The organism is Marinomonas sp. GJ51-14, from assembly GCF_055808695.1.
Map to the genome: position 1 here is coordinate 2,060,469 of NZ_CM147879.1, position 20,955 is coordinate 2,081,423.

The 20,955-nt window shown below is 41.9% G+C and carries 16 protein-coding genes and 1 pseudogene; 13 read left to right on the forward strand and 4 right to left on the reverse strand.

The features are described from left to right. The first annotated feature begins 53 nt into the window (after positions 1-53). The 6 genes from recC to AC0L3Y_RS09985 all read left to right on the forward strand — a co-directional run bounded on the left by recC (position 54) and on the right by AC0L3Y_RS09985 (position 11,750). A complete protein-coding gene (gene recC, locus AC0L3Y_RS09960) occupies positions 54-3,473 on the forward strand; it encodes an exodeoxyribonuclease V subunit gamma (protein ID WP_473461737.1) in 3,420 nt (1,139 codons plus the stop codon). Continuing rightward, positions 3,470-7,144 carry an exodeoxyribonuclease V subunit beta gene (gene recB, locus AC0L3Y_RS09965; protein WP_473461741.1) on the forward strand — a complete coding sequence of 1,225 codons (3,675 nt, stop codon included), beginning with the start codon at positions 3,470-3,472 and terminating at the stop codon, positions 7,142-7,144. Before recC ends, recB begins: the two co-directional genes overlap by 4 nt. Beyond that, entirely contained in the window at positions 7,131-9,083 is a 1,953-nt protein-coding gene (gene recD, locus AC0L3Y_RS09970; RefSeq protein WP_473461744.1) for an exodeoxyribonuclease V subunit alpha, read from the forward strand. Before recB ends, recD begins: the two co-directional genes overlap by 14 nt. A 175-nt stretch (positions 9,084-9,258) precedes the next feature. After that, complete coding sequence (locus AC0L3Y_RS09975; RefSeq protein ID WP_473461747.1) at positions 9,259-10,266, forward strand: tryptophan--tRNA ligase; 1,008 nt, start codon at positions 9,259-9,261, stop codon at positions 10,264-10,266. A gap of 16 nt (positions 10,267-10,282) precedes the next feature. Continuing rightward, positions 10,283-11,131, forward strand: coding sequence for a Tim44 domain-containing protein (locus AC0L3Y_RS09980; protein WP_473461750.1), 849 nt, complete (start codon positions 10,283-10,285; stop codon positions 11,129-11,131). Positions 11,132-11,240: 109 nt separating this feature from the next. Beyond that, positions 11,241-11,750, forward strand: coding sequence for a chemotaxis protein CheW (locus AC0L3Y_RS09985; protein ID WP_473461753.1), 510 nt, complete (start codon positions 11,241-11,243; stop codon positions 11,748-11,750). Positions 11,751-11,852: 102 nt separating this feature from the next. On the opposite strand, the gene AC0L3Y_RS09990 is transcribed toward AC0L3Y_RS09985, so the two are convergent. Next, complete coding sequence (locus AC0L3Y_RS09990; protein ID WP_473461756.1) at positions 11,853-13,151, reverse strand: inosine/guanosine kinase; 1,299 nt, start codon at positions 13,149-13,151, stop codon at positions 11,853-11,855. Positions 13,152-13,238: 87 nt separating this feature from the next. On the opposite strand from AC0L3Y_RS09990, the gene AC0L3Y_RS09995 reads away from it, so the two are divergent. Beyond that, positions 13,239-13,991, forward strand: a complete 753-nt coding sequence (locus tag AC0L3Y_RS09995) for a HesA/MoeB/ThiF family protein (protein ID WP_473461760.1) — start codon at positions 13,239-13,241, stop codon at positions 13,989-13,991. 124 nt (positions 13,992-14,115) lie between these two features. Continuing rightward, positions 14,116-15,069, forward strand: coding sequence for a thioredoxin-disulfide reductase (gene trxB, locus AC0L3Y_RS10000; protein ID WP_473461763.1), 954 nt, complete (start codon positions 14,116-14,118; stop codon positions 15,067-15,069). Between the two features lie 140 nt (positions 15,070-15,209). On the opposite strand, the gene ppa is transcribed toward trxB, so the two are convergent. Further along, positions 15,210-15,740 (reverse strand): inorganic diphosphatase, encoded by a 531-nt coding sequence (ppa, locus tag AC0L3Y_RS10005; protein ID WP_473461766.1) that lies wholly within the window; start codon positions 15,738-15,740, stop codon positions 15,210-15,212. A gap of 207 nt (positions 15,741-15,947) precedes the next feature. Here ppa and ihfB point away from each other — a divergent pair, with 207 nt between their 5' ends. The 5 genes from ihfB to AC0L3Y_RS10030 all read left to right on the forward strand — a co-directional run bounded on the left by ihfB (position 15,948) and on the right by AC0L3Y_RS10030 (position 19,086). After that, positions 15,948-16,253: an integration host factor subunit beta gene (gene ihfB / locus AC0L3Y_RS10010; protein WP_473461771.1), complete on the forward strand. Its 306-nt coding sequence runs from the start codon at positions 15,948-15,950 to the stop codon at positions 16,251-16,253. 74 nt (positions 16,254-16,327) lie between these two features. Then, positions 16,328-16,651, forward strand: coding sequence for a LapA family protein (locus AC0L3Y_RS10015; RefSeq protein ID WP_473461774.1), 324 nt, complete (start codon positions 16,328-16,330; stop codon positions 16,649-16,651). A gap of 142 nt (positions 16,652-16,793) precedes the next feature. Continuing rightward, entirely contained in the window at positions 16,794-17,834 is a 1,041-nt protein-coding gene (lapB, locus tag AC0L3Y_RS10020) for a lipopolysaccharide assembly protein LapB (RefSeq protein ID WP_473470615.1), read from the forward strand. 79 nt (positions 17,835-17,913) lie between these two features. Next, on the forward strand, positions 17,914-18,621 hold the full coding sequence (gene pyrF / locus AC0L3Y_RS10025) for an orotidine-5'-phosphate decarboxylase (RefSeq protein ID WP_473461777.1): 708 nt from the start codon (positions 17,914-17,916) through the stop codon (positions 18,619-18,621). 153 nt (positions 18,622-18,774) lie between these two features. Beyond that, positions 18,775-19,086: a ComEA family DNA-binding protein gene (locus AC0L3Y_RS10030; RefSeq protein ID WP_473461780.1), complete on the forward strand. Its 312-nt coding sequence runs from the start codon at positions 18,775-18,777 to the stop codon at positions 19,084-19,086. A gap of 41 nt (positions 19,087-19,127) precedes the next feature. On the opposite strand, the pseudogene AC0L3Y_RS10035 reads toward AC0L3Y_RS10030, so the two are convergent. Together AC0L3Y_RS10035 and AC0L3Y_RS10040 are read right to left on the reverse strand one after the other, a co-directional pair. Then, a pseudogene (locus AC0L3Y_RS10035) lies at positions 19,128-19,373 on the reverse strand (STAS domain-containing protein); the annotation flags it as partial. Between the two features lie 14 nt (positions 19,374-19,387). Then, positions 19,388-20,848, reverse strand: a complete 1,461-nt coding sequence (locus AC0L3Y_RS10040) for a SulP family inorganic anion transporter (protein ID WP_473461783.1) — start codon at positions 20,846-20,848, stop codon at positions 19,388-19,390. Between the last annotated feature and the right edge of the window lie 107 nt (positions 20,849-20,955).

The window sequence follows — 20,955 nt, forward strand, 5'->3', positions numbered from 1 at the left end:
TCGACGCTGTTTTTAGAAACGGTTCTTTTGGAAGTAAGTAATAGGACTCGTGCATGTTTCAACTTTATACAGGTAATCGTCTAGAGGATTTAGCCGTATTGCTTGCGAAAATTCTGGCTGTGTCTCCACCAGAAAATCCGTTTGATGATGAGCATATTCTGGTGCAAAACCCTGGAATGGCTCAATGGTTGAAAATGTTTTTGGCTCAGTCTCATTCTATTTCGGCAGGCTTCTCTTTTCCTTTGCCATCGACCTTTGTTTGGCAGACTTTTGCTCAGACACTGAGCGATATTCCATCTCAAAGTGAATTTAATAAACCCTTCTTAGTCTGGCGTCTAATGCGCATGCTGGATTCTCGTTTAGGTGATCCTGAGTTCCAGGCGTTGAGTTGGTATTTAGAAGAAGATGATACCCAGATTCGACGCTTTCAGCTGTGTAGCAGCATTGCGGATATTTATGATCAATATCTCGTTTATCGTCCTGATTGGATCAAAATTTGGGAATCTGGTGAATGCCAAGATGATTCTTTAAAAGCCTTGTTTGAACAGCAACCTTGGCAAGCGATTCTGTGGCGAGATTTAGTGGCAGACATCAGCCAACAAGGCACTTCCCTGTATCACCGTGGTAATTTGATTGAAGCACTGCAAGACGCTTCCCAATCATCGTCTCGACCGGTTGGTGTGCCAGAACGTATTTTCATCTTTGGTGTGTCCTCACTACCACCAAATACATTGGAATCTCTGCGTGTACTCGCCGCTTCCGATTGGATTGAAATCCATCTGTTTCTACAGAACCCATGTCGTTTTTATTGGGGTGATGTGGTGGACAAACATTACTTTGGCCGAGAAATTAAACGACAAACCCTTAAGCCGGGTTTGAGTGCCGATACTTTACACCTTGACGCTAATCCTTTGCTGGCCAGTTGGGGACGTTTAGGACGAGATTACATTGCTCAGCTGCAAGACATGGCAGACAACCAGCTAGAAGTGTTTGAAGACTATTTATCAGACACAATGAACTTAACAGCACAATCGCAACAAACAAACGGTTTACTGCAATGGGTTCAACAAGACGTATTAACCTTAGAAAATCACGGTTCACAAGAAGAGCGTGATGTTCATATTTCTAATGCTGAATATCGTCATCTTGTTGCTTGTGATGATCAAAGTATTAGAGTGCAACTTTGCCACAGTCCATTACGTGAAGTGGAAGTGTTGCACGATCAGTTATTGCAAATGTTCGAGAAAAATCCAAGCCTGACACCAAAAGACGTCATTGTGATGCTGCCAGACGTGAATACCTACAGTCCTTTCGTGAAGGCGGTCTTTGGTGCGAGAGGCAGCGCATACAGCAAAAAACACATTCCTTTCGCCTTGATAGACCAATCTGGTGGCATGGAAAACCCTATTGTGGATGCTTATTTGTATTTGCTTGGTTTGGGTGAAAGTCGTTTTACCTTATCTGAGCTAATCAGTGTGTTAGAAGTGCCTGCGGTGTTAGCGCGTTTTGAACTGACAACAGACGAGTTAGAGCGCATTCGTCTTTGGTCGACAGAAGTCGGAATTCGTTGGGGAATGGATGGCAAAACTGCACAACAGCATGATCTTCCTATACAGGAATCTCATACTTGGCTGAATGGCATGCGCCGCATGTTGTTGGGTTATGCAATGGGTCACGACCATATTTGGGAAGGCACATTAAGTTACGGGGATGTAGAAGGTCTCGAAGCCGCTGTTGCAGGGAAGTGGGCTGAGTTTCTAGTGGCGATTGACGATGCGCAATCTCGTCTTATGCAAGTGTTATCACCTAAAGAATGGGTTTCAACCTTATATTATTTATCAGAACGATTTTTTCTGGTTGAAGAAGACGATGCCTTTTCCGTGTTATTGAGCAAGCATTTGGATACGCTCACGTTGCAATGGCAACAGGCGTATTTTGATGAACCTTTGGATCAGCAAGTAGTACGTCAATTGTTATCTCCCTTGTTACAGGAATCTCAAGGCAGTCAGCGTTTTCTCGCAGGACGAGTGAATTTCTGTACCTTGATGCCAATGCGTTCTGTGCCGTTTAAAGTGATTTGTGTGTTGGGTTTAAACGAAGGGGATTATCCACGCAGTGTTGCGCCAATGGGTTTTGATTTGATGGTTGGGCAATACCGCAGCGGGGATCGAAGCCGGCGGGAAGACGACAAATACCTGTTTCTTGAAGCGCTTATGTCGGCGCGGGATTGTTTTTACATCAGTTATGTTGGTCGCAGTATTCAGGATAACAGCGAAAAAAATCCGTCTATCTTGGTAAGTGAACTATTGGAATACATTGGCCAAAGTTGTGTGTTTGATGGTGATCAGCATTTAGCGCCTGATGAGGCGCAATCGACCTTATTAGAACGGCTGATTGTGAAGCATCCTTTACAGCCATTTAACCCTGCGTATTACCTTTCTGGAAAACGTTCTGAAAAAAGTGTTGAAAAGCCTTCTGATAAACGATTCTACAGCTATGACGAGCAATGGTTGCCCGCTTTGTTGAGCGTTCAGGTCGATGACGAAAAGTCCGAATTCATACCTCTAGAAGGATTAGAGCAACCTAGGCTGGAAATGGCGCTAGACGAGTTGTCTCGTTTTGTGGGCCATCCAACGCGCTATTTTACTCAGCGTCGTTTAAAAGCCTATTTGAGTTTGCGGGAAGAGGAAGAAAAAGAAGACGAACCTTTTGCTCTAGACGGTTTAGCTGGTTATCAATTGCGTGAAGCCTTGCTTCAAGCCATGTTAAAAGGCGATGAAGCGAGCTTTGTTGAACGCTTGTCTCTGACTGGGGATTTACCCTATGGCGCATTAGGGCGTTTGTCACTACAGAAAAGTCGAGGTCAATGTCAGCAATTGTTTACGGCTTTACAGGGCTATTCATTGGAAGAGTGTGAACCGATTGAAGTAAATTTGTCATTGGGAAGCATTGTACTGCAAGCTTGGTTAGATCGACCAACAGCGACGACACGTTTGTCTTATCGAATTGGTGATTTGTCTGCTCATCAAAAAATGCAGGTTTGGATTGAGCATTTGGCACTATGCGCACAAGGCACACCTAAGCAACATCATCTTATTAACCTCTCGAAAACAGGTAAGTTACTGCAACATGGTTTTATCTTGATTTCACCTGACGAGGCCAAAGAACACTTAACCAATATGCTTGCCTTGTTGCAACAGGGGTTGTGCCAGCCATTGGCGTTACCTGCGAAAAGTGCTGATGCTTGGTGTAAGAGTTATTGCTCTAGCAAAGCGGAAAATGATGCCGAGATAGCATGGGAGCAAGCGTTGAAAATCTACCAAGAAAACAGCAGCGCCTTTACCAATAGCGAAGTGGATGATGCCTATTGGCAGCGCTATTATCCAGATTTAAGTGAGCAAAAAGACAACTTTGTCTCCATGTGTGAATTGATTTGGTTACCAATGCATCGTCACTTGGAGGTGTTTGAATGAGCTTACTTTCTACTTCGGCGAACATGCAGACACCAGAACGCCTAGATGCGTTAACGTTTCCGTTGTTTGGTAAACGCCTAATTGAAGCCAGCGCGGGAACAGGAAAAACCTATACAATTGCCAATTTGTATTTGCGACTTTTGGTGCCGACAGGACGCGAAGGCGATCTCGACAAACCATTGACCGTTGATCAAATTCTGGTAGTGACTTTCACCGAAGCGGCCACTGCAGAATTGAAGGCGAGGATTCGAGAGCGAATTCGTGTGGCGCGAAAAGCCTTGTTACAAGGCGAAAGCCATGACGTATTTCTGGGTGATTGGCTAGCTCAAATGTCGGATGATCAGCGTGCTGGCGCGATTGAAAAATTGCTTTACGCTGAAAAACAAATGGACGAAGCGGCGGTATTTACCATTCATGGTTTTTGTCAGCGTATGCTCAGTCAGAACGCTTTTGAAAGCCGCATGTTGTTTCAACAAACCATAGAAACTGACGAGCAAGCACCTTTGTCTATGGCGGTAAAGGACGTATGGCGTAGTGTTTTTTATCCAATGGATGACACCAAAGCCGCCTTGATTCAGCCCATTTGGTCATCCCCTGATGCTTTGCTGAAAGATTTGTACTTATTGAATAATCAGCCAGATGCCAAAATTGTTGCACCAGATTACGATTGGGAAAGCGCGTTGGTTCAGTCACAACAAACCATGACGGCAGTCAGAGGCATGTGGTTGACGCAATCCCAAGATATTATTGATGCGCTGGAGCGCAGTGGTATTAAACGGACTTTTTGGCGCAAAGATCCCTCGAAAGACATTCAGGCTATGACACAATGGGCGCAATCCTCCCGTTTTGAATTGGATAAGAGTCTTGAGAAATTTGATACCAACGAACACGCGAGTCGATTAAGTAAAGGCGGCGAATTACCTGCTCATGAATTCTTTAATTTGGTGCAAACCTTACGGGAAAGTTTCCCCGAAGCTGGGCGATTAAAAGCGGTATTGTTAATCCAGCTTTGGCAACAAACCCAAGAACGAATGAAGCGCTGGAAACGTAGTACGCAATCACTAACCTTTACAGATTTGTTGACCTCATTAGATATGGCATTAGGGCAAGATGAAGCTGGGAAACTGGCAGAGCGAATTCGTCATCTTTACCCCATTGCTTTGATTGATGAGTTTCAAGATACCGATGCGGTGCAATATCGTATTTTCTCTAATGTGTATGAGCCCGCTAAGCCCGATCAAAACACCTTAGGTTTGATCATGATTGGTGATCCGAAACAGGCGATTTATGCTTTTCGTGGCGCGGATATTTACACCTATTTAGCAGCAAAAAAACAAGTTGATAGTATTTATTCTTTAGCGACCAATTACCGTTCTTCGGCGGCCATGATTCAGGCGGTCAATGGGCTTTTTTCTACTCAAGAAAAACCGTTCCGCGTGGAAGGTATTCCTTTCGTTGAAGTTCAAGATCGCGGCATCTCAGGTCGTTTTTCTCGACAAGGGGAAACGCAAGCCGCCTTGCAGTTCTTGTATCAACAAAGTGATGAGCCAGTTACCTCGAAAGATTATCGGAACATCATGGCAGAATCTTGTGCGGCCCATTTGCATGAGATTTTGCTGGAAGGTCAACAAGGCCAAGCGCTGGTTGATGAAAAAGGTGTGCGTCCTAAAGATATTGCTTTGCTCGTAACTAATTTCAGCCAAGCTAATGCACTAAAAGCGGCACTGCGTCAGCGTGGTATTGCTAGTGTGTATTTGAGCGATAAAGGTTCGGTATTTGAAACCGTAGAGGCGCGTGAATTATTGATTGTGTTGACGGCCATCTTATCCAATGGTCAGGAAAGTAAACTGCGATCTGCCTTGGCAACTAGCTTGGTTGAATGGTCGTTAGAAGACTTAGACACTTTGAACCATGACGATGTTGTGTACGAAAAATGGGTACAAGCGTTTCGTCATTATCTTGAGCTCTGGGACCAACAAGGTCTTTTACCTATGTTGCGTGAGTTTATGCAAGACGTGTCGTTGGCGGCGAATATGTTGAGTCATATTGGCGGCGAACGACGCTTAACGGACTTCTTGCACCTAACAGAAAAATTGCAACAAAAATCCCTTGAGTTAGATTCCAAGGAAGGGGTTTTACGTTATCTCAAACTGGCGATTCAAAACCCGAACGGCAACAGTGACGAACAGAAAATTCGCCTTGAAACCGACGCTGAATTGGTGCGTATTGTTACCATTCACAAAAGTAAGGGATTGGAATACCCGATTGTTTATCTACCTTTTGCTCTAACGCCGTATCGAGATCAAAGCGGTTCTGCGCTTTATCATGATGATCAACAGCAGTTATGGATTGCGATTGACCCAGATGAAGAAGAAACCGAATGGCATAAAGAAGAATTGTACGCGGCTGAGATTCGTTTAGCGTACGTGGCGTTAACCCGTTCAAAAGAAGCCTGTTTTATTGGTTGTATGGATGTGGGTAAAAAATCCAATAAAACACGCGAAGCTATTTCGGATGTTCATTTGAGTGGTGTGGGCGCTTTGATTGCTGAAGGTGAGCCATTAGAAGCGGGAGCCTTGTATCCTAGCCTTGAGCGCTTATGTGGGCGTTATCAGTCCCATCAAATGTTGATACAGGATTTACCAGAAACGCCATTGAATTTGCCTAGATTTAAAATGGTACAAGCGGAATTGATTAACCCTAATGCCCGTGAATTCAGAGGTCGAATAGAACGTGATTGGTGGGTTGGGAGTTATTCGTCTTTGGTTGTAGAAGACAAAGAATACCATGACGAGAGTGTGCCTGGTTTGGATGAAATGACACGTATCCTTGATCCCTTGTCTGAGCTTATTGATGAACCGGAAGTCTCATTAGAACCTCAAAGTAATCGTTTTACCTTTCCTAAAGGCGCAAAGCCGGGAACATTTTTACACGATACATTGGAAGGTAAAGCATTGCATGATGTGACGTCGACGCCGAGTTTTAAAGACTTACTTAAAACCAGTCATCATAAATTGATGGCCGACTATTATGAACGCCAAGGTTTTGTCGAATGGCAATCTGTGTTGAGCGAGTGGTTGCCGGATATTGTCAATACTGAGCTGGTGGACGGTATGAGCCTTGGGGCATTAACTCAGTCGGCTTGTCGTAAGGAAATGGAGTTTTTTATTCCCGTTGATGGCATGAACGCTTTGCAGCTTGATCGTATTTCCCGTGAACATGATGCTGTGTCGCGTATGGCTCCTATGATTCAAGATCGACCATTAAAAGGCATGCTAAAAGGCTTTATCGATTTGTTGTTTGAATGGCAAGGGCGCTATTACGTCTTGGATTATAAATCGAATTATTTGGGTGATGATTTTGCAGATTACGAGCAAGACACGCTCGTTCATGCCATGGCTGAGCACAGGTACGATCTGCAATATCAACTGTACACGCTGGCGCTGCATCGGTTATTGAAACAAAGATTGCCGGATTATGACTATGATAAACACGTTGGTGGCGTGGTGTATTTATTCCTTCGCGGTATGCGCCCTGAACATCAAACTGGCGTGTTTCAGACTCGTCTTATACTTGAGCATTTGAATGCCTTGGATGCTCTCTTCAGTGGACAGAAAGAAGAGAGCAAAAATAGGGAAAATGAAGAGGCAGTACAATATGGACTTTTCTAAACAGTTAGACCTATTGAGCGAGACGTCATTAACCACAGACAATGCCAATTCGAAACATGCCCCGATGGATCTATCAACTTGGCAAGGTAAAGGTGTATTCCGCGCGATTGATTGCCAGTGGATTGAACAGCTTGCTAAACATATTAACGAAGACGCTGACTCTGTATTAATGGCAGGCGCCTTGTGCAGCGCTTATCTTGGGGCTGGCCATATTTGCATTGATTTAGCGACCGTTTGGCAAACGCCACCAGAAGGCATGGAATTAGAAGAACTTCGTAATCGGTTGAGTTCTAGCGGAGTGGCGAGTGTGAATGACTGGTGTAATGCCTTGGCTAACAGTGCGTTGGTTGCTTTGGCGGAAAGCCTGACTGAACGGCCAATGGTGTTGTCTGGAACGCGTTTGTATTTGTATCGTTATTACCAGTATGAACAGCAGGTTTTGAATTACTTAAAAGGGCAGTTTGATGTGACCCCTTTTGATGTGGATGCTAATTTAATTGCACAGCTTTTTCCTGACATGAACGACTCTGTTGATTGGCAAAAAGTCGCCGTGGTGAATTCGGCGAGCTTGCCTTTTTCCGTGATCAGCGGTGGCCCAGGGACAGGTAAAACCACCACTGTCACTAAGCTTTTAGCTTTGTTAGTCGCTCAAGCAGCGAAGCAAAGTCAGGTGTTGCGCATTGAATTGGCTGCGCCTACAGGGAAAGCCGCAGCACGACTCACTGAATCTATTTCTAAAGCAAAGTCTGCGTTGCCTTTAAGTGATGACATTAAACAAGCCATTCCAGAACAAGCCAGTACCTTACATCGCTTATTAGGTAGTGATTTTGGTCGTAGCCGCTTTAAACATAACAAAGAAAACCCACTGCATCTTGATGTCTTGCTGGTGGATGAAGTGTCTATGGTTGATTTGCCTATGATGGCGAAACTCATCGATGCCATGCCGCCTCATGCGCGATTAATTTTGTTGGGTGATAAAGATCAGTTGGCGTCTGTGGAAGCGGGCAGCGTGTTAGGCGATTTATCCTTTGGTATAGAACAGGCCTATTTTCAGCCAGATTGGGCGGAGCGATTGGCTAAGTTAACAGGTGAAAATCTCCAGACTTTTGCCAATGCATCGGCTCCACCAATCAGCCGAGCATTAACTTTATTAAGAACCAGTTATCGTTTTGCCGCAGACAGTGGCATTGGGCAGCTAGCCACCGCGATGAATGGGGGCGATGCGCAAGGCGTTTTACGGTGCCTCGAATCGGATAAAGAGGATGTGCATTGGCATATTCCAGAAGAAGGACAAACAAAAGCAGACATTGCGACTCTAGCCAAAGGTTATGATGAATACTGGGACGCGGTGCGAGACTTTAATCATGGCAGAGCTCATGACAGTCAGGCTATTGCGGAATTGTATCGAGTGTTTTCTCGTTATCAAATTCTAACCGCCGTGCGCCAAGGTGAATTTGGTGTGGAGAAAATCAATGCTCAACTTGAGCAATATTTCTACCAAAGAGGTCGAGTAAAAGATCCTCACGTTTGGTATCCAGGAAAAGCCGTCATGTTAACCCGAAACGACGCCGCATTGGGTTTGTTTAATGGTGATATTGGTTTGTGTATGCCAGATGAGTCTCAGCGATTAAGAGTGTGGTTTATTCAACCTGATGGCAGTTTTACTGGGTTATTACCAAGCCGATTGAGTGAGTTTGAAATGGTGTTTGCCATGACGGTGCATAAGTCTCAAGGTTCGGAGTTTGAACGAGTGGATTTGTTATTGCCTATAACGCCATCACCAGTGTTAACGCGAGAGCTGCTTTATACTGGCATTACAAGGGCGAAAAAAGACGTCACCTTGTGGGGTTCTAATAGTTTGATTCGCACAGCGGCGAATACACAGATTCAGCGTTATTCAGGGCTTGTCGATGCGCTTTGGTCAGATAATCATGCTTGATATCAGCTTATTTACCCCCATAAATAAAAAGGCATTAAGTCTTTGAATCAGTAGTAAAAAACATTAGATTAAATAATCATTTAGAGTCGTTCTTGCCTTAATACTTTTGTGGTAGGGTAAGCACCAGTATTGATATTGTCTTTTAAAGAGAGAAAATAAAGAGAGAACAGCAGTAATGGCAAAAGAAATTGTTTTAACTGGCGTCACCACAACAGGTACACCGCACTTAGGAAACTATGTTGGTGCCATTCGTCCTGCGATAGAAGCAAGTAATCAAGAAAATACCGAGTCGTATTTTTTTCTTGCTGACTACCATGCTTTGATCAAATGCCAAGATCCGGAGCGTGTTAAGCAGTCTCGACTAGAAATTGCAGCTACTTGGCTGGCCTGTGGATTAGACACTGATAAAGCAACATTTTACCGTCAGTCTGACATTCCTGAAATTGCTGAACTGAATTGGCTACTAACTTGTGTAACAGCAAAAGGTTTGATGAACCGTGCTCACGCTTATAAAGGCGCAGTGGACGAAAATCTAGCCAATGATCAAGACCCTGATTTTGGCATTACGATGGGATTGTTTTGTTACCCTGTTTTGATGGCGGCGGATATTTTGGCGTTTAACGCTCATAAAGTTCCTGTTGGACGAGATCAAATACAACATATTGAAATGGCCCGTGATATTGCCGGCCGTTTCAATCACTTGTTTGGTGAGCATTTTGTCTTGCCGGAAGCGGTTGTTGGCGAAGAAGGCTCTATTCTTAAAGGCTTAGACGGCCGTAAGATGAGTAAAAGCTATAACAACACGATTCCATTGTTTGATACAGAAAAGAAATTACAAAAAGGTATTAATAAAATCAAAACAAACCTTTTGGAACCTGGTGAAGCGAAAGATCCAGATGATTCTGTTGTATTTGATATATATAAGTCTTTTGCAACACCTGAACAAACTGCAGAAATGCGTCAAAAGTTTGCTGATGGGATTGCATGGGGTGAAGCCAAGAAGGAACTTTTTGCTCTTGTTAATGGTCAACTTAGCAAGCCAAGGGAGAAGTATTTGGAATTAATAGCAAACCCTTCTCATGTGGAAGAAGTATTACAAGCTGGTGCAGAAAAAGCGAGAGCTCGTGCCCGTAAAATGATTTCAGACCTACGCAACGCCGTAGGTCTAGTAAATTTCAAATAATAAAAGGAGAGTTTTTGTGAGAACAACAGTATTTGCCATGTTAATGGCATTTGTTTTAGCAATTGGTGCTGGTGGTTATAGTGCCGATGTTCAGGCGAAAAAATTTGGTGGCGGTAAAAGCTTTGGGAAAAGTTTTTCTATCTCTAAATCTAAAACCTCATCTGCCGCAACCACTGGAGCAGCATCTACAACTAAGAAATCTGGATTCATGGGCGGCCTAGGTGGCGGTTTATTAGGTGGATTATTGGTTGGCGGTTTGTTTGCGACCTTGTTAGGCAGTGGCGCTTTTGAAGGTATTTCTTTCGGCGATATTTTGTTGTTCGCTTTGATTGGTTTCTTGGTTTATAAATTTTTCATTGCGCCTAAACGTCGTGCAGCTGAACAGGCGGCTGGAAACGGTATGTTCCGTGATATGCCAGGTCAAATGGGTAGTAACTCTCAGCCTTCTCCAATGGGTGGAATAAGCGGTTTCGGTGGGCAACCAGAAATTCAATTACCACCAGGCTTTAATGAACAAAACTTTGTTACTGAAGCGAAAGATCATTACATCACACTTCAAAAAGCATGGGATGATAATAACTTTGATGAAATCTTAGATTATGTTACTCCTGAGCTTTACAATCTCCTTGTAGCTGAACGTGCTTCTTACGGTGATAACAAACCTCGTACAGAAGTGGTTTCTTTGATGGCTGAGATTGTACGTGGTGAATTGACTGCTTCTACAGCGTCTATTTCATTACAATTTTCTGGTTGGATTAAAGAAGGCGATGAGACATCAGATACCAATGAAATTTGGCATTTGGAAAAAAATCTCTCTAGTGCAAATGGAAATTGGACAATCGTTGGGATACAACAAGACAACTAATTGTTACTTAATTGCGCTCGTAAACTCATCACAGGTCTATTTAAACTAGACAAACTTTGTGATGAGTTTTACATTAAATCTAATTAAATTTGAAATATGGATGTGAGCCATGTCTGAATTAGCGCCTGTTAAAGAAAATGGACAAGCCTTAGCTGAAAGCAATAAAGGTGAATTATTACAGTATCTTACCTTTAAACTGATTGACGAAACCTATGGTATTAACGTCATGCAGATTAAGGAAGTGCTACGGTATAGCGAAATTGCTCCTGTCCCAGGTGCGCCATCTTATGTATATGGCATTGTGAACTTACGTGGTAACGTTGTTACTGTTGTTGATACTCGCATCCGTTTTGGTTTACCTGAGTGTGTTATTTCTGACGATACGCGAATTATTATTATCGAGCATGATGATGAGCAAGTTGGTCTTTTGGTTGATGCTGTGCAAGAAGTTTTCTACTTGTATCAAAATGAAATTGAACAAAGCCCTAGCGTGGGTAATGACGCAGCGTTGAAATTCATTCAAGGTGTTTACCAAAAAGAAGAAGAGTTGGTTATCTTACTTCAACTTGACAGAATGTTTGAGCGTAATGATGCCCTTGGTATCGAAGATATGAATTAAGAGAGTAGTAGACGGTTATTTTTTATAATCACACTGTTCTAAAAAAACCATGCATAGCATGGTTTTTTTATGTCTGGTGTTTTTTAGCGATGATGACGAGTTTTATCTTTCCCAGTAAGCTTCTTCTAAGCTGTCTTCTCGTTCTGGTAAGCCTCGTGATAAACGGGATGCGTTTTGAGCAAGAATCTCATAGCTAACACGATTTGAGTATTTACAGATTTGCGCAAAGGAAGAGTAAGCCAAAAAGGGAGCTGAATGTTTGCTAGAGTTCGGGATGGTTTCTCTGTGAAAATGATTAGCTGAGATATCATGTAGTAAAGCAGATAAAGCACCATCGCCAGCACCGTTTGTATTACGGATTTTCTCTGGCCCACCCATGTATGGATTAATATGTGAAAAGACTTTAATCGGTTTGCTACAGGCTTCACGTATCATAGGACGGCTGAATTCCCAACGATTGAAATCCGCTAAGCCGCCGGATTTAATTGGATTAGTTGTTTCGCGCTTTTGATTATCATCTGTGTGTCCGCATAAATACATGCCATCTGGACCAACGGTTAATAAAACAATATCAACATGATCGAGAATCGCGTTAGCGGCTTGAAGTGGATCAGATAGGCCTGTCAGTGCTTCTGCTTCGAGTTCATTCATTGCCAGCACACTAACGTAATTCTTGATGAGCTCAAGTAGTTCTTCTTTGTGTTCTTCGACTAAATGCTTTGTGCCTAAAGTAAGTACTGCTGGAACATGATGTTTATGAGCATATTTAAGCGCTTCTATCATGGCAGGTTTAATTGGTTTGTCTTGATGTCGTAATGGATAAGCGCAAGTTACCAATGCTGCGGCACCCGCAATGATATTTTCTGGAATATGATTTGTGTTGAGTTCGTCCATATCTCCCGGAGCTATCGCAAAGGTTCTTTCTCCATCGGGTGTTATCAAAGTAATGCCACGACCGATATCCCCAGGCACTCCCTGCAGGTGATTCATATCGACTTTACTGCTCGTATGGCAAATATAATGATAAGCTGGAGAGCCTAAAGTGATATTGGCTGACATGACGCCTAGTAAGACAGATTTATCGTCAGCTAATACGGAGTAGTTATGAATCGTATTGCCAATGGTGCCACCAGCAAAATGATCTGAAATGCAGCCTTGAGCTGTGAGTTCGCTGTAAATTGCGGATGCGGTGTCGGCATCAACAAGATTAGAAAGCCCTTTTTTAATATTGAAAGTATTTAAAAACTCGTCTGAAACATTAGCGACCACATCTACTATAGTTTCATCTAATCCAACAATATATGTGTCTTTGTCTGGCTGAACTTCGGATGTTGGTAAAACAGGTTTTGGTTGAGATGCTGGAAAATAATGTTTGATTTTTCGTTGGCCAGGAAATTTCATGTTGGTGCTCGTTGAAAGGATAATAAGATGAGTTTATCAAACAATTGTCTGATCGGGCAGAACGAACCTAAATAAAGTAAGGTGAAAATGAACGAATCACAGTTAGATCGCTACAGTCGCCAGTTATTGCTACCTAATTTTGATGTACAAGGGCAGATAATGCTTTCTCAAGCAAAGGTGCTAGTAATTGGTTTGGGCGGACTTGGAAATATTGCTGCAACTTATTTAGCTACATCAGGTGTCGGTGAATTAGTGTTAGCGGATGGCGATCAATTAGAAAATAGCAATCTGCCACGTCAAGTACTCTATGATGAAAACCAGCTAGGACAAGATAAAGTGGTCGCGGCAGCGGAACAGATAGCGAAGAAGAGTTTAGCGGTTAGCGTGCGTACTCTTTCTCAAAAGCTATTTGGAGATATTTTATCAAGTGAAGTCGAAAAAGCTGATGTTGTATTGGACTGCACTGATAATTTCTCCGCCAGACAAAGTATTAACCGTGCTTGTTTGACTCATAAAAAACCACTGGTCAGTGCCGCAGCGATTCGTTGGGAAGGGCAATTAGTCAGTTTTTTATACCATCAACAATTAAATCCTTGTTATGAATGTCTTTATCCTTTCTTATCAGATCAACAATTAAGCTGTAATGAAAGTGGTATAGTAGCGCCTGTGGTTGGCATGTTAGGTGTTTTTCAAGCATTAGAAGCATTGAAAATCGTTAGTGGATGTGGCGAAGTAAAACATGGATCATTAAAGCTATTTGATGGCTTTGAAGGACGTTGGCGTGAAATGCATTTAACGCAAGATCCAAAATGCTTGGCCTGTTCGCTTGAAAACTCATAGAAAGCCCCTATGTTAGTAATTAATATTTTTAGCTAAGAATTCCATCAGATTTTCGTTAGAATTTACCACAAGTTTTTCATCGGCATACAATAGATGCCGAGCATTCATTTTCAGGAGCAATAACATGAGCGATGTTAAACACGCTAAATTGATGATTTTAGGTTCTGGCCCAGCGGGTTATACCGCTGCCGTTTATGCAGCACGTGCCAACCTTAATCCTGTGATGATTACAGGTATGCAACAGGGCGGTCAGCTAACGACAACGACTGACGTTGATAACTGGCCTGGTGATGATCAAGGTGTACAAGGCCCTGAATTGATGGAACGCATGCGTAAGCATGCAGAACGTTTCGAAACAGAAATTATTTTTGATCATGTGAATAAAGTTGATTTAGAAAATAGACCTTTTCGTTTGGAAGGGGATGGTGGTGTTTACACCTGCGATTCTTTGATTATTTCGACTGGCGCAAGCGCTCAATATTTAGGTTTGGAAAGTGAAACTAAATTCATGGGACAGGGTGTTTCAGCCTGCGCCACTTGTGATGGTTTCTTCTATCGTAACCAAGATGTTGCTGTTATTGGTGGTGGTAACACGGCCGTTGAAGAAGCACTTTATTTGTCCAACATTGCTAAAACAGTGACGGTTATTCACCGTCGCGAAAAATTCCGTTCTGAGAAAATTCTAGCAGATAAGTTGATGGAAAAAGCCAAAAATGGCAATGTTAAAATCGAATGGCATTCAGAGCTAGATGAAGTGCTAGGTGATGCATCAGGTGTTACTGGTATTCGCATCAAAAATAATGAAACAGGCGAGAGTAAAGAAATTCCTCTTGCTGGTGTTTTTATTGCTATTGGCCATAAACCAAATACGGATATTTTCCAAGGTCAATTGGAAATGAAAGACGGTTACTTGAAAGTTCAGACCGGATCAGAAGGTAACGCGACTCAAACGAGTGTGAAGGGTGTTTTTGCTGCTGGCGATGTAAGTGATCATATTTATCGTCAAGCCATCACCTCTGCTGGTACTGGCTGTATGGCTGCTTTGGATGCAGAGCGCTTTCTAGATTCTTTAGAGTAATTTTTTGATTCAAATAGGGATCTGAAAAAAGACATAAAAAAACCGATCATCAGATCGGTTTTTTTTATGTCTATAAATTATTACGCAATAAACTATTACAAAATAATTAATAAGCTAACGTATTGAGTTAGCTTATATTCTTATTTTGCGTTGTAAGCTTCGATACCTTCAACGATGGCTTTGCGTGCTTCATCAGCATTCGCCCAACCGTCAACTTTTACCCATTTGCCTTTTTCAAGGGTTTTGTAGTTTTCGAAGAAATGCTCGATTTGATCACGTAGCAATTGTGGAATATCGTTCACATCTTGAATGTGACCGTATTCTTTACTTAGTTTCTCATGAGGGACAGCAACCAATTTAGCATCCATACCAGCTTCATCAGACATGTTTAATACACCAACTGGACGACAACGAATCACAGAACCTGGAACCACTGGGTAAGGTGTAATAACTAAAACATCAACTGGGTCGCCATCGTCTGCCAAAGTGTTATTTACGTAGCCGTAGTTAGCAGGGTAAAACATAGGAGCTGTCATGAAACGATCAACAACAAGAGCATCCATGTCGTGGTCGACTTCGTATTTTACTGGATTTGCTTGTGCAGGAATTTCAATGATTACGTTGATATCATTTGGGGCATCTTTACCCGCAGGAATTTTATTATAGCTCATTATCGTTCTTCCAATGTGTTGAATATGGGCGATATTATAAAAGCTAGGTTGCTTCTATGCTAGTTTTGGAAGGCATCGATTCGTAATATTCGCTATTTCGAATGAATAAATTGAGTAAAAGTGTCTCTAAAGTGCGTTAACTTATTGCTTTCTTTCTGAATTTAGCTAGTCTTACACAGTGATCAAAATATAGTCGCGAGGACAGTAATGACAAAATCTGAGCTGATAGAGCTGCTAATCGATCAGCAATCTCATTTACCAGTAAAAGATGTAGAGCAATCTATAAAGGCTATGCTTGAGCATATGTCTGATTCTTTGGCAAATGGTGAGCGCATAGAGATAAGAGGCTTTGGTAGTTTTTCTCTGCATTATCGAGCACCTAGAATAGGACGAAATCCTAAAACAGGTGAGTCGGTAGCATTGGCTGCGAAATACGTTCCTCATTTCAAACCAGGTAAAGAACTAAGAGAATTAGTCAATTTGCCTGATGATGAGATTAATGAACTTAACTAATTTACGTCTTATGCCTCGAAATCTTTGAGCTATCACGGCATAATAACGCCATTATATTTTTGGTAGGTTGTTTTATGCTTAAATGGCTGAAAAGAGTTATATACAGTGTTCTGATTATTTTCTTTCTTGCTGTTGGAGTGCTTTTTGCTATTCGCAATCCGAAGCTTATCGATCTTGACCTCGTTTTTTGGCAAGGCCCAGAATTGAGTGTCGCCCTCTACCTTATTTTATCTTTTACTCTGGGCGCTTGCGTGGCACTCTTGGTGAGTTCTGTTACTTATCTACGAAGTGAGCGCCAAATTAGAGTTTTAAACCGAAAATATGAAAAAGCCCACGATGAAGTGGATGCCTTGCGTAAAGCCTCTATTACCAAAGAGCTTTCTGCAGGCAAGGAGTAATTGAGTTGACGGAAATTGGGTTGTTTTTAGTTCTATTTGTCGCGCTCTTTGTTGGCTGGGCAATGGGCCGTAAAAACTCGACAAAAAAAACAAACAACCTAAAAAAAGCATTCCTAATGATTATTTCCGTGGTTTAAATCATCTGCTTAATGATCAACATTCAGAGGCAATTGATGCCTTTGTTGATTCTCTCGAAGTTAATTCCGATACGTTTGATATCCACCTTACTTTAGGGAATTTATTCCGTAAAAAAGGTGAGATACAAAAAGCCATTAATATTCACCAAAGCCTTCTTGCTCGTCCTGAAATATCGCAACGTGAAATGCGTATGGTTCAGCTTGAACTCGCCAGTGATTTTATGTCTGCAGGTTTGTTAGACAGGGCCGGGCGCTTATTGTTAAACATGGCGTCTACATCACAGAAAAGTGAGTTTCAGCCAAAAATTCTTGGTTTGCTTGTTGATCTTTACGAGTTTGAGCAAAGCTGGGATAAAGCAATCCAAATTGGTACTGAGTTAGTTAAAGAAACTTCGGCTAAAAAAGAAATTAAACGCTTGGCACATTTCCACTGTGAAATGGCTGAGGAGTTTCAAAAGAAGGATCAATTAAAACCTGCTTTTGATCATTACAAGTCAGCTTTGGGAGTCGACCCCAGTTGCGTCAGGGCGAGTATAGGTGCAGCTGATGTGTTGAATAGTCAGCGTCGTTACCGTGATGCCATTAAAGAGTTAAAGCACGCTGCAGAGCAAGATCCTGAGTTTATCTCCATCATCATTCCTAAGTTAAAAGAGTGTTATCAAAAAGTTTGGGGGAGTAGTGGTTACATTAAATTTTTACAAGAACAGAATCAGCAAAAACCATCGACCGCTTTAATTATGGCGTTGGTCCAGCATTATATGGAAACAGACAAAGACTATGCTGAGATGTTCTTAATTGAACAATTAAGACTGCACCCCACCATTAAGGGGTTCAAAGAGCTGATTAATTTACAGTTGGCTGATTCAGATGGTTATAACCAACAACACCTGGTGGTACTTTTTGAATTGATAGATCAACTCATCCAAGCCAAGCATAAATACCAATGTCGCCAATGTGGCTTTCCTGGCCATCAATTACATTGGCAGTGTCCAAGCTGTAAAAGTTGGGGTATGGTGAAGCCAATTCATGGTTTAGAAGGCGAATAAGATATAAGTGATGAATAAATTACACGCCAATAAAGTATACAAAAACGAATTATAAACACTGAACAAAAGAGGACACTGAATGAGCTGTCAATCACCTGTAGTCGTTGCCCTAGATTTCCCAACCATGACGCAATCCATTGAAATGGCAAAACGACTTGATCCTAGTCAGTGTCGAGTCAAAGTGGGAAAAGAGTTATTTACGACTGCTGGCCCTGCAATTTTAGATGAATTACATAGACTTGGTTTCGAGATATTTCTTGATTTAAAGTTTCATGATATCCCAAATACAGTTGCTAATGCAGTGAGTGTCGCTGCGAAAGCTGGTGTATGGATGGTGAACGTGCATGCAACTGGTGGTCGTCGAATGATGGAAGCTTCTGCCAATGCTCTACAGCAGCTATCAGATCAAAATACACTCTTAATTGCCGTAACAGTATTAACCAGTATGGATCGGTCTGATTTAGTTGAAATAGGTATTGATGCTACTCCAGAACAACATGTAAAACGTCTAGCTGCGTTAGCTAAATCGTCTGGAATGGATGGTGTGGTTTGTTCTGCGCAGGAATCCAATATGCTGTCTTCTGAGCTCGGAAAGGATTTTGTCTTGGTAACCCCTGGTATTCGTCCTGTAGGCTCTGATCAAGGTGATCAGAAGCGTATTATGACACCTGCGGAAGCCATGGCTGCTGGAAGTCATTATCTTGTAATGGGGCGCCCTATTACGCAGGCAACTGACCCTATTGCTGTGTTGACTCAAGTAAATAGTGATTTGGGTGTCGTTGCGTAAATTGTTAAATAATGACAGTTGAAGTCTTTTTAAAAAGCTTTTACTCTAAAACCACTTACTGTTTCGGCTTTGAATGTTGAAACGCTAAGTGGTTTTTTTATTGGCAGGATGCCATGGTTTCTTTAAGAAAGAATTGTTAAAAAGGATTTTATTATGATGACTTTAACTCGTATATTCCGTGTTTGCGTTTCTCGTTTACTTCTTGTGTTTTCTTTGGCTTTTATGCCTGTTTCTCTTTTTGCTGCGATGCCTCTTGATATAAACACAGCTACAGCACCTCAATTTGCTGCGGTTATGTCAGGTATTGGTCTTAAGAAAGCGGAAGCTATTATTGCTTATCGAGAGGAAAATGGTCGTTTTGACTCTATTGAGCAATTGTTAGAAGTGAAAGGTATTGGTGCTGGGCTTTTGGAGCGAAATAAAGACCTTATCCAAGTAATACATACGGAAGAAGCGACAAACTAGCTTAACTGTATAGCTAATTTGTCGTGTTCGAAACAAGCCAATTAAGTCTTGGCTTGTTTCTCTTCCAACTCTTCTATGGCTTGATGTTGAGTCAGAAAAACCTTGCCACTTAAATGCTTTATTAAGTCGGAATCTTTTAGCTTATCCATCACTGGACCTTTTACTTCGGATAAATGAAGTTTTACGCCAGCGTCGTTTAAACGGTCAAGAATCTTCTCTAAGCTTTGCAGCGCGCTGGCATCAATCATGTTAACGGCGGTACACATTAGTACGAGATGTTTAATGGCTGAATTTTGTGAAACTAGGCTTTGTAGTCTTTCTTCAAGAGAGCGCGCATTTGCAAAAAAAGATTTTCATCAATACGTATAGTAAGAATACTTGGATGCGTTTCTACGGTAAAACGTTGAACATTTCGAAAGTGTTCAGTACCTGGCACTCGTCCAACAATCGCTATATGCGGATGACTTGTGTGCCATAGGAAAAACAATAAAGACAGCACGACACCAGAAATTAAACCTGTTTGCATACCTTCTACCAATACAACGAAAAAAGTCACTAATAGAAGAACTGCTTCTTTTTTAGAAAAACGCCACAAGTGACGTAGATCTTCTATGCTGACAAGTTGCATCATAGATATCGAAATAATTGCCGCCAAAATAGCTTTAGGTAGATAGAAAAATAAAGGTGTTAGAAAGAGCAAAATTAACAAAATTAAAAGGGCGGAAATAATCCCCGTCATCGGGTTTTTAGCACCACAGTCTGCATTCAGAACGGTACGTGAAAAGCCACCTGTAACAGGAAAAGCGCCAGATAATGCAGAACCTATATTAGCTAAACCAAGTCCGACCAATTCTTGATTTGGGTCGATATCTTGACGACGTTTGGCGGCAAATGATTGTGCAACAGAAACTGATCCAACAAAGCCAACAATGCTAATTAGAAAAGCGCCAGGTAATAACTTCAAGACCATATCTAAATCAATTAATTTTGCATTGATGCTAGGAATCGCATTGGGAACAGCGCCAATAATACTGACACCAAGCTTGTCTAGGGATAAAGCAGCGACGGCTACTGTGGCAAGCACAACAATCAAAACAGGTCCTGACTTTCCAAATAATTGTACGGTTTTTGCTGAACAACCTATGTATTTTAAAAATGCTGAGAAATGACGGCGGACTAGAAGAAGCGAAATAATCGATATAGCACTCAGAATGAATGTTGGTAAATTTATATCGTTTAGATGTTCATATAAGCTGGTGATTAAGGGAATAAGTGTGTCGCCCTCAGATTGGATACCTAATAAGTACTTTAATTGGCCAATGACAATAAGTAGTGCGGAAGCGCTAATAAAACCAGAAATGACTGGATGGCTCAGCAAGTTAGTTAAAAACCCTAAGCGTAGCAAGCTCAGTACAAGTAAAAACACACCAGACAAGAAGGCAAGTAAAATAGCAACGGTAGCGTATTGCTCTGTACCCGAAACCGCAAAAGGCATTACCACAGAGGCTGTCATCACAGAGGTTAATGCTACGGGTCCAACGGCCAATGTACGACTTGTTCCAAATAAGGAGTACAAAATTGAAGGCAAAATACTCGCGTATAAGCCTGTAATTGCAGGTAACCCAGCCAACATAGCGTAGGCTAAACTTTGCGGTATAACCATGATGGTGAAAACAATACTGGAAATAGTGTCGTGCTGTAGATCTAGTCGAGTATAGGTTCTTAGCCAAGTAAGGGCTGGAAGGAGCTTGTTCAGTTTCATTGTATGTTTACGCTATTTATGAAGTGTGAGACGAGCGAATTGATAATTGCCAATTCTTGTGGTTGTAATTTTATTATTCGTTATATGCTTATCTCTTTATGGTATAT

Bases quoted from the DNA above. Each gene is read 5' to 3' on its own strand.
- recC (WP_473461737.1), top strand. From the start codon at position 54: ATGTTTCAACTTTATACAGGTAATCGTCTAGAGGATTTAGCCGTATTG.
- ppa (WP_473461766.1), bottom strand. From the start codon at position 15,740: ATGAGCTATAATAAAATTCCTGCGGGTAAAGATGCCCCAAATGATATC.
- AC0L3Y_RS10040 (WP_473461783.1), bottom strand. From the start codon at position 20,848: ATGAAACTGAACAAGCTCCTTCCAGCCCTTACTTGGCTAAGAACCTAT.
- AC0L3Y_RS10015 (WP_473461774.1), top strand. From the start codon at position 16,328: ATGCTTAAATGGCTGAAAAGAGTTATATACAGTGTTCTGATTATTTTC.
- AC0L3Y_RS09985 (WP_473461753.1), top strand. From the start codon at position 11,241: ATGTCTGAATTAGCGCCTGTTAAAGAAAATGGACAAGCCTTAGCTGAA.
- trxB (WP_473461763.1), top strand. From the start codon at position 14,116: ATGAGCGATGTTAAACACGCTAAATTGATGATTTTAGGTTCTGGCCCA.
- AC0L3Y_RS09975 (WP_473461747.1), top strand. From the start codon at position 9,259: ATGGCAAAAGAAATTGTTTTAACTGGCGTCACCACAACAGGTACACCG.
- pyrF (WP_473461777.1), top strand. From the start codon at position 17,914: ATGAGCTGTCAATCACCTGTAGTCGTTGCCCTAGATTTCCCAACCATG.
- ihfB (WP_473461771.1), top strand. From the start codon at position 15,948: ATGACAAAATCTGAGCTGATAGAGCTGCTAATCGATCAGCAATCTCAT.
- AC0L3Y_RS09990 (WP_473461756.1), bottom strand. From the start codon at position 13,151: ATGAAATTTCCTGGCCAACGAAAAATCAAACATTATTTTCCAGCATCT.
- recD (WP_473461744.1), top strand. From the start codon at position 7,131: ATGGACTTTTCTAAACAGTTAGACCTATTGAGCGAGACGTCATTAACC.
- AC0L3Y_RS10030 (WP_473461780.1), top strand. From the start codon at position 18,775: ATGATGACTTTAACTCGTATATTCCGTGTTTGCGTTTCTCGTTTACTT.
- recB (WP_473461741.1), top strand. From the start codon at position 3,470: ATGAGCTTACTTTCTACTTCGGCGAACATGCAGACACCAGAACGCCTA.
- AC0L3Y_RS09995 (WP_473461760.1), top strand. From the start codon at position 13,239: ATGAACGAATCACAGTTAGATCGCTACAGTCGCCAGTTATTGCTACCT.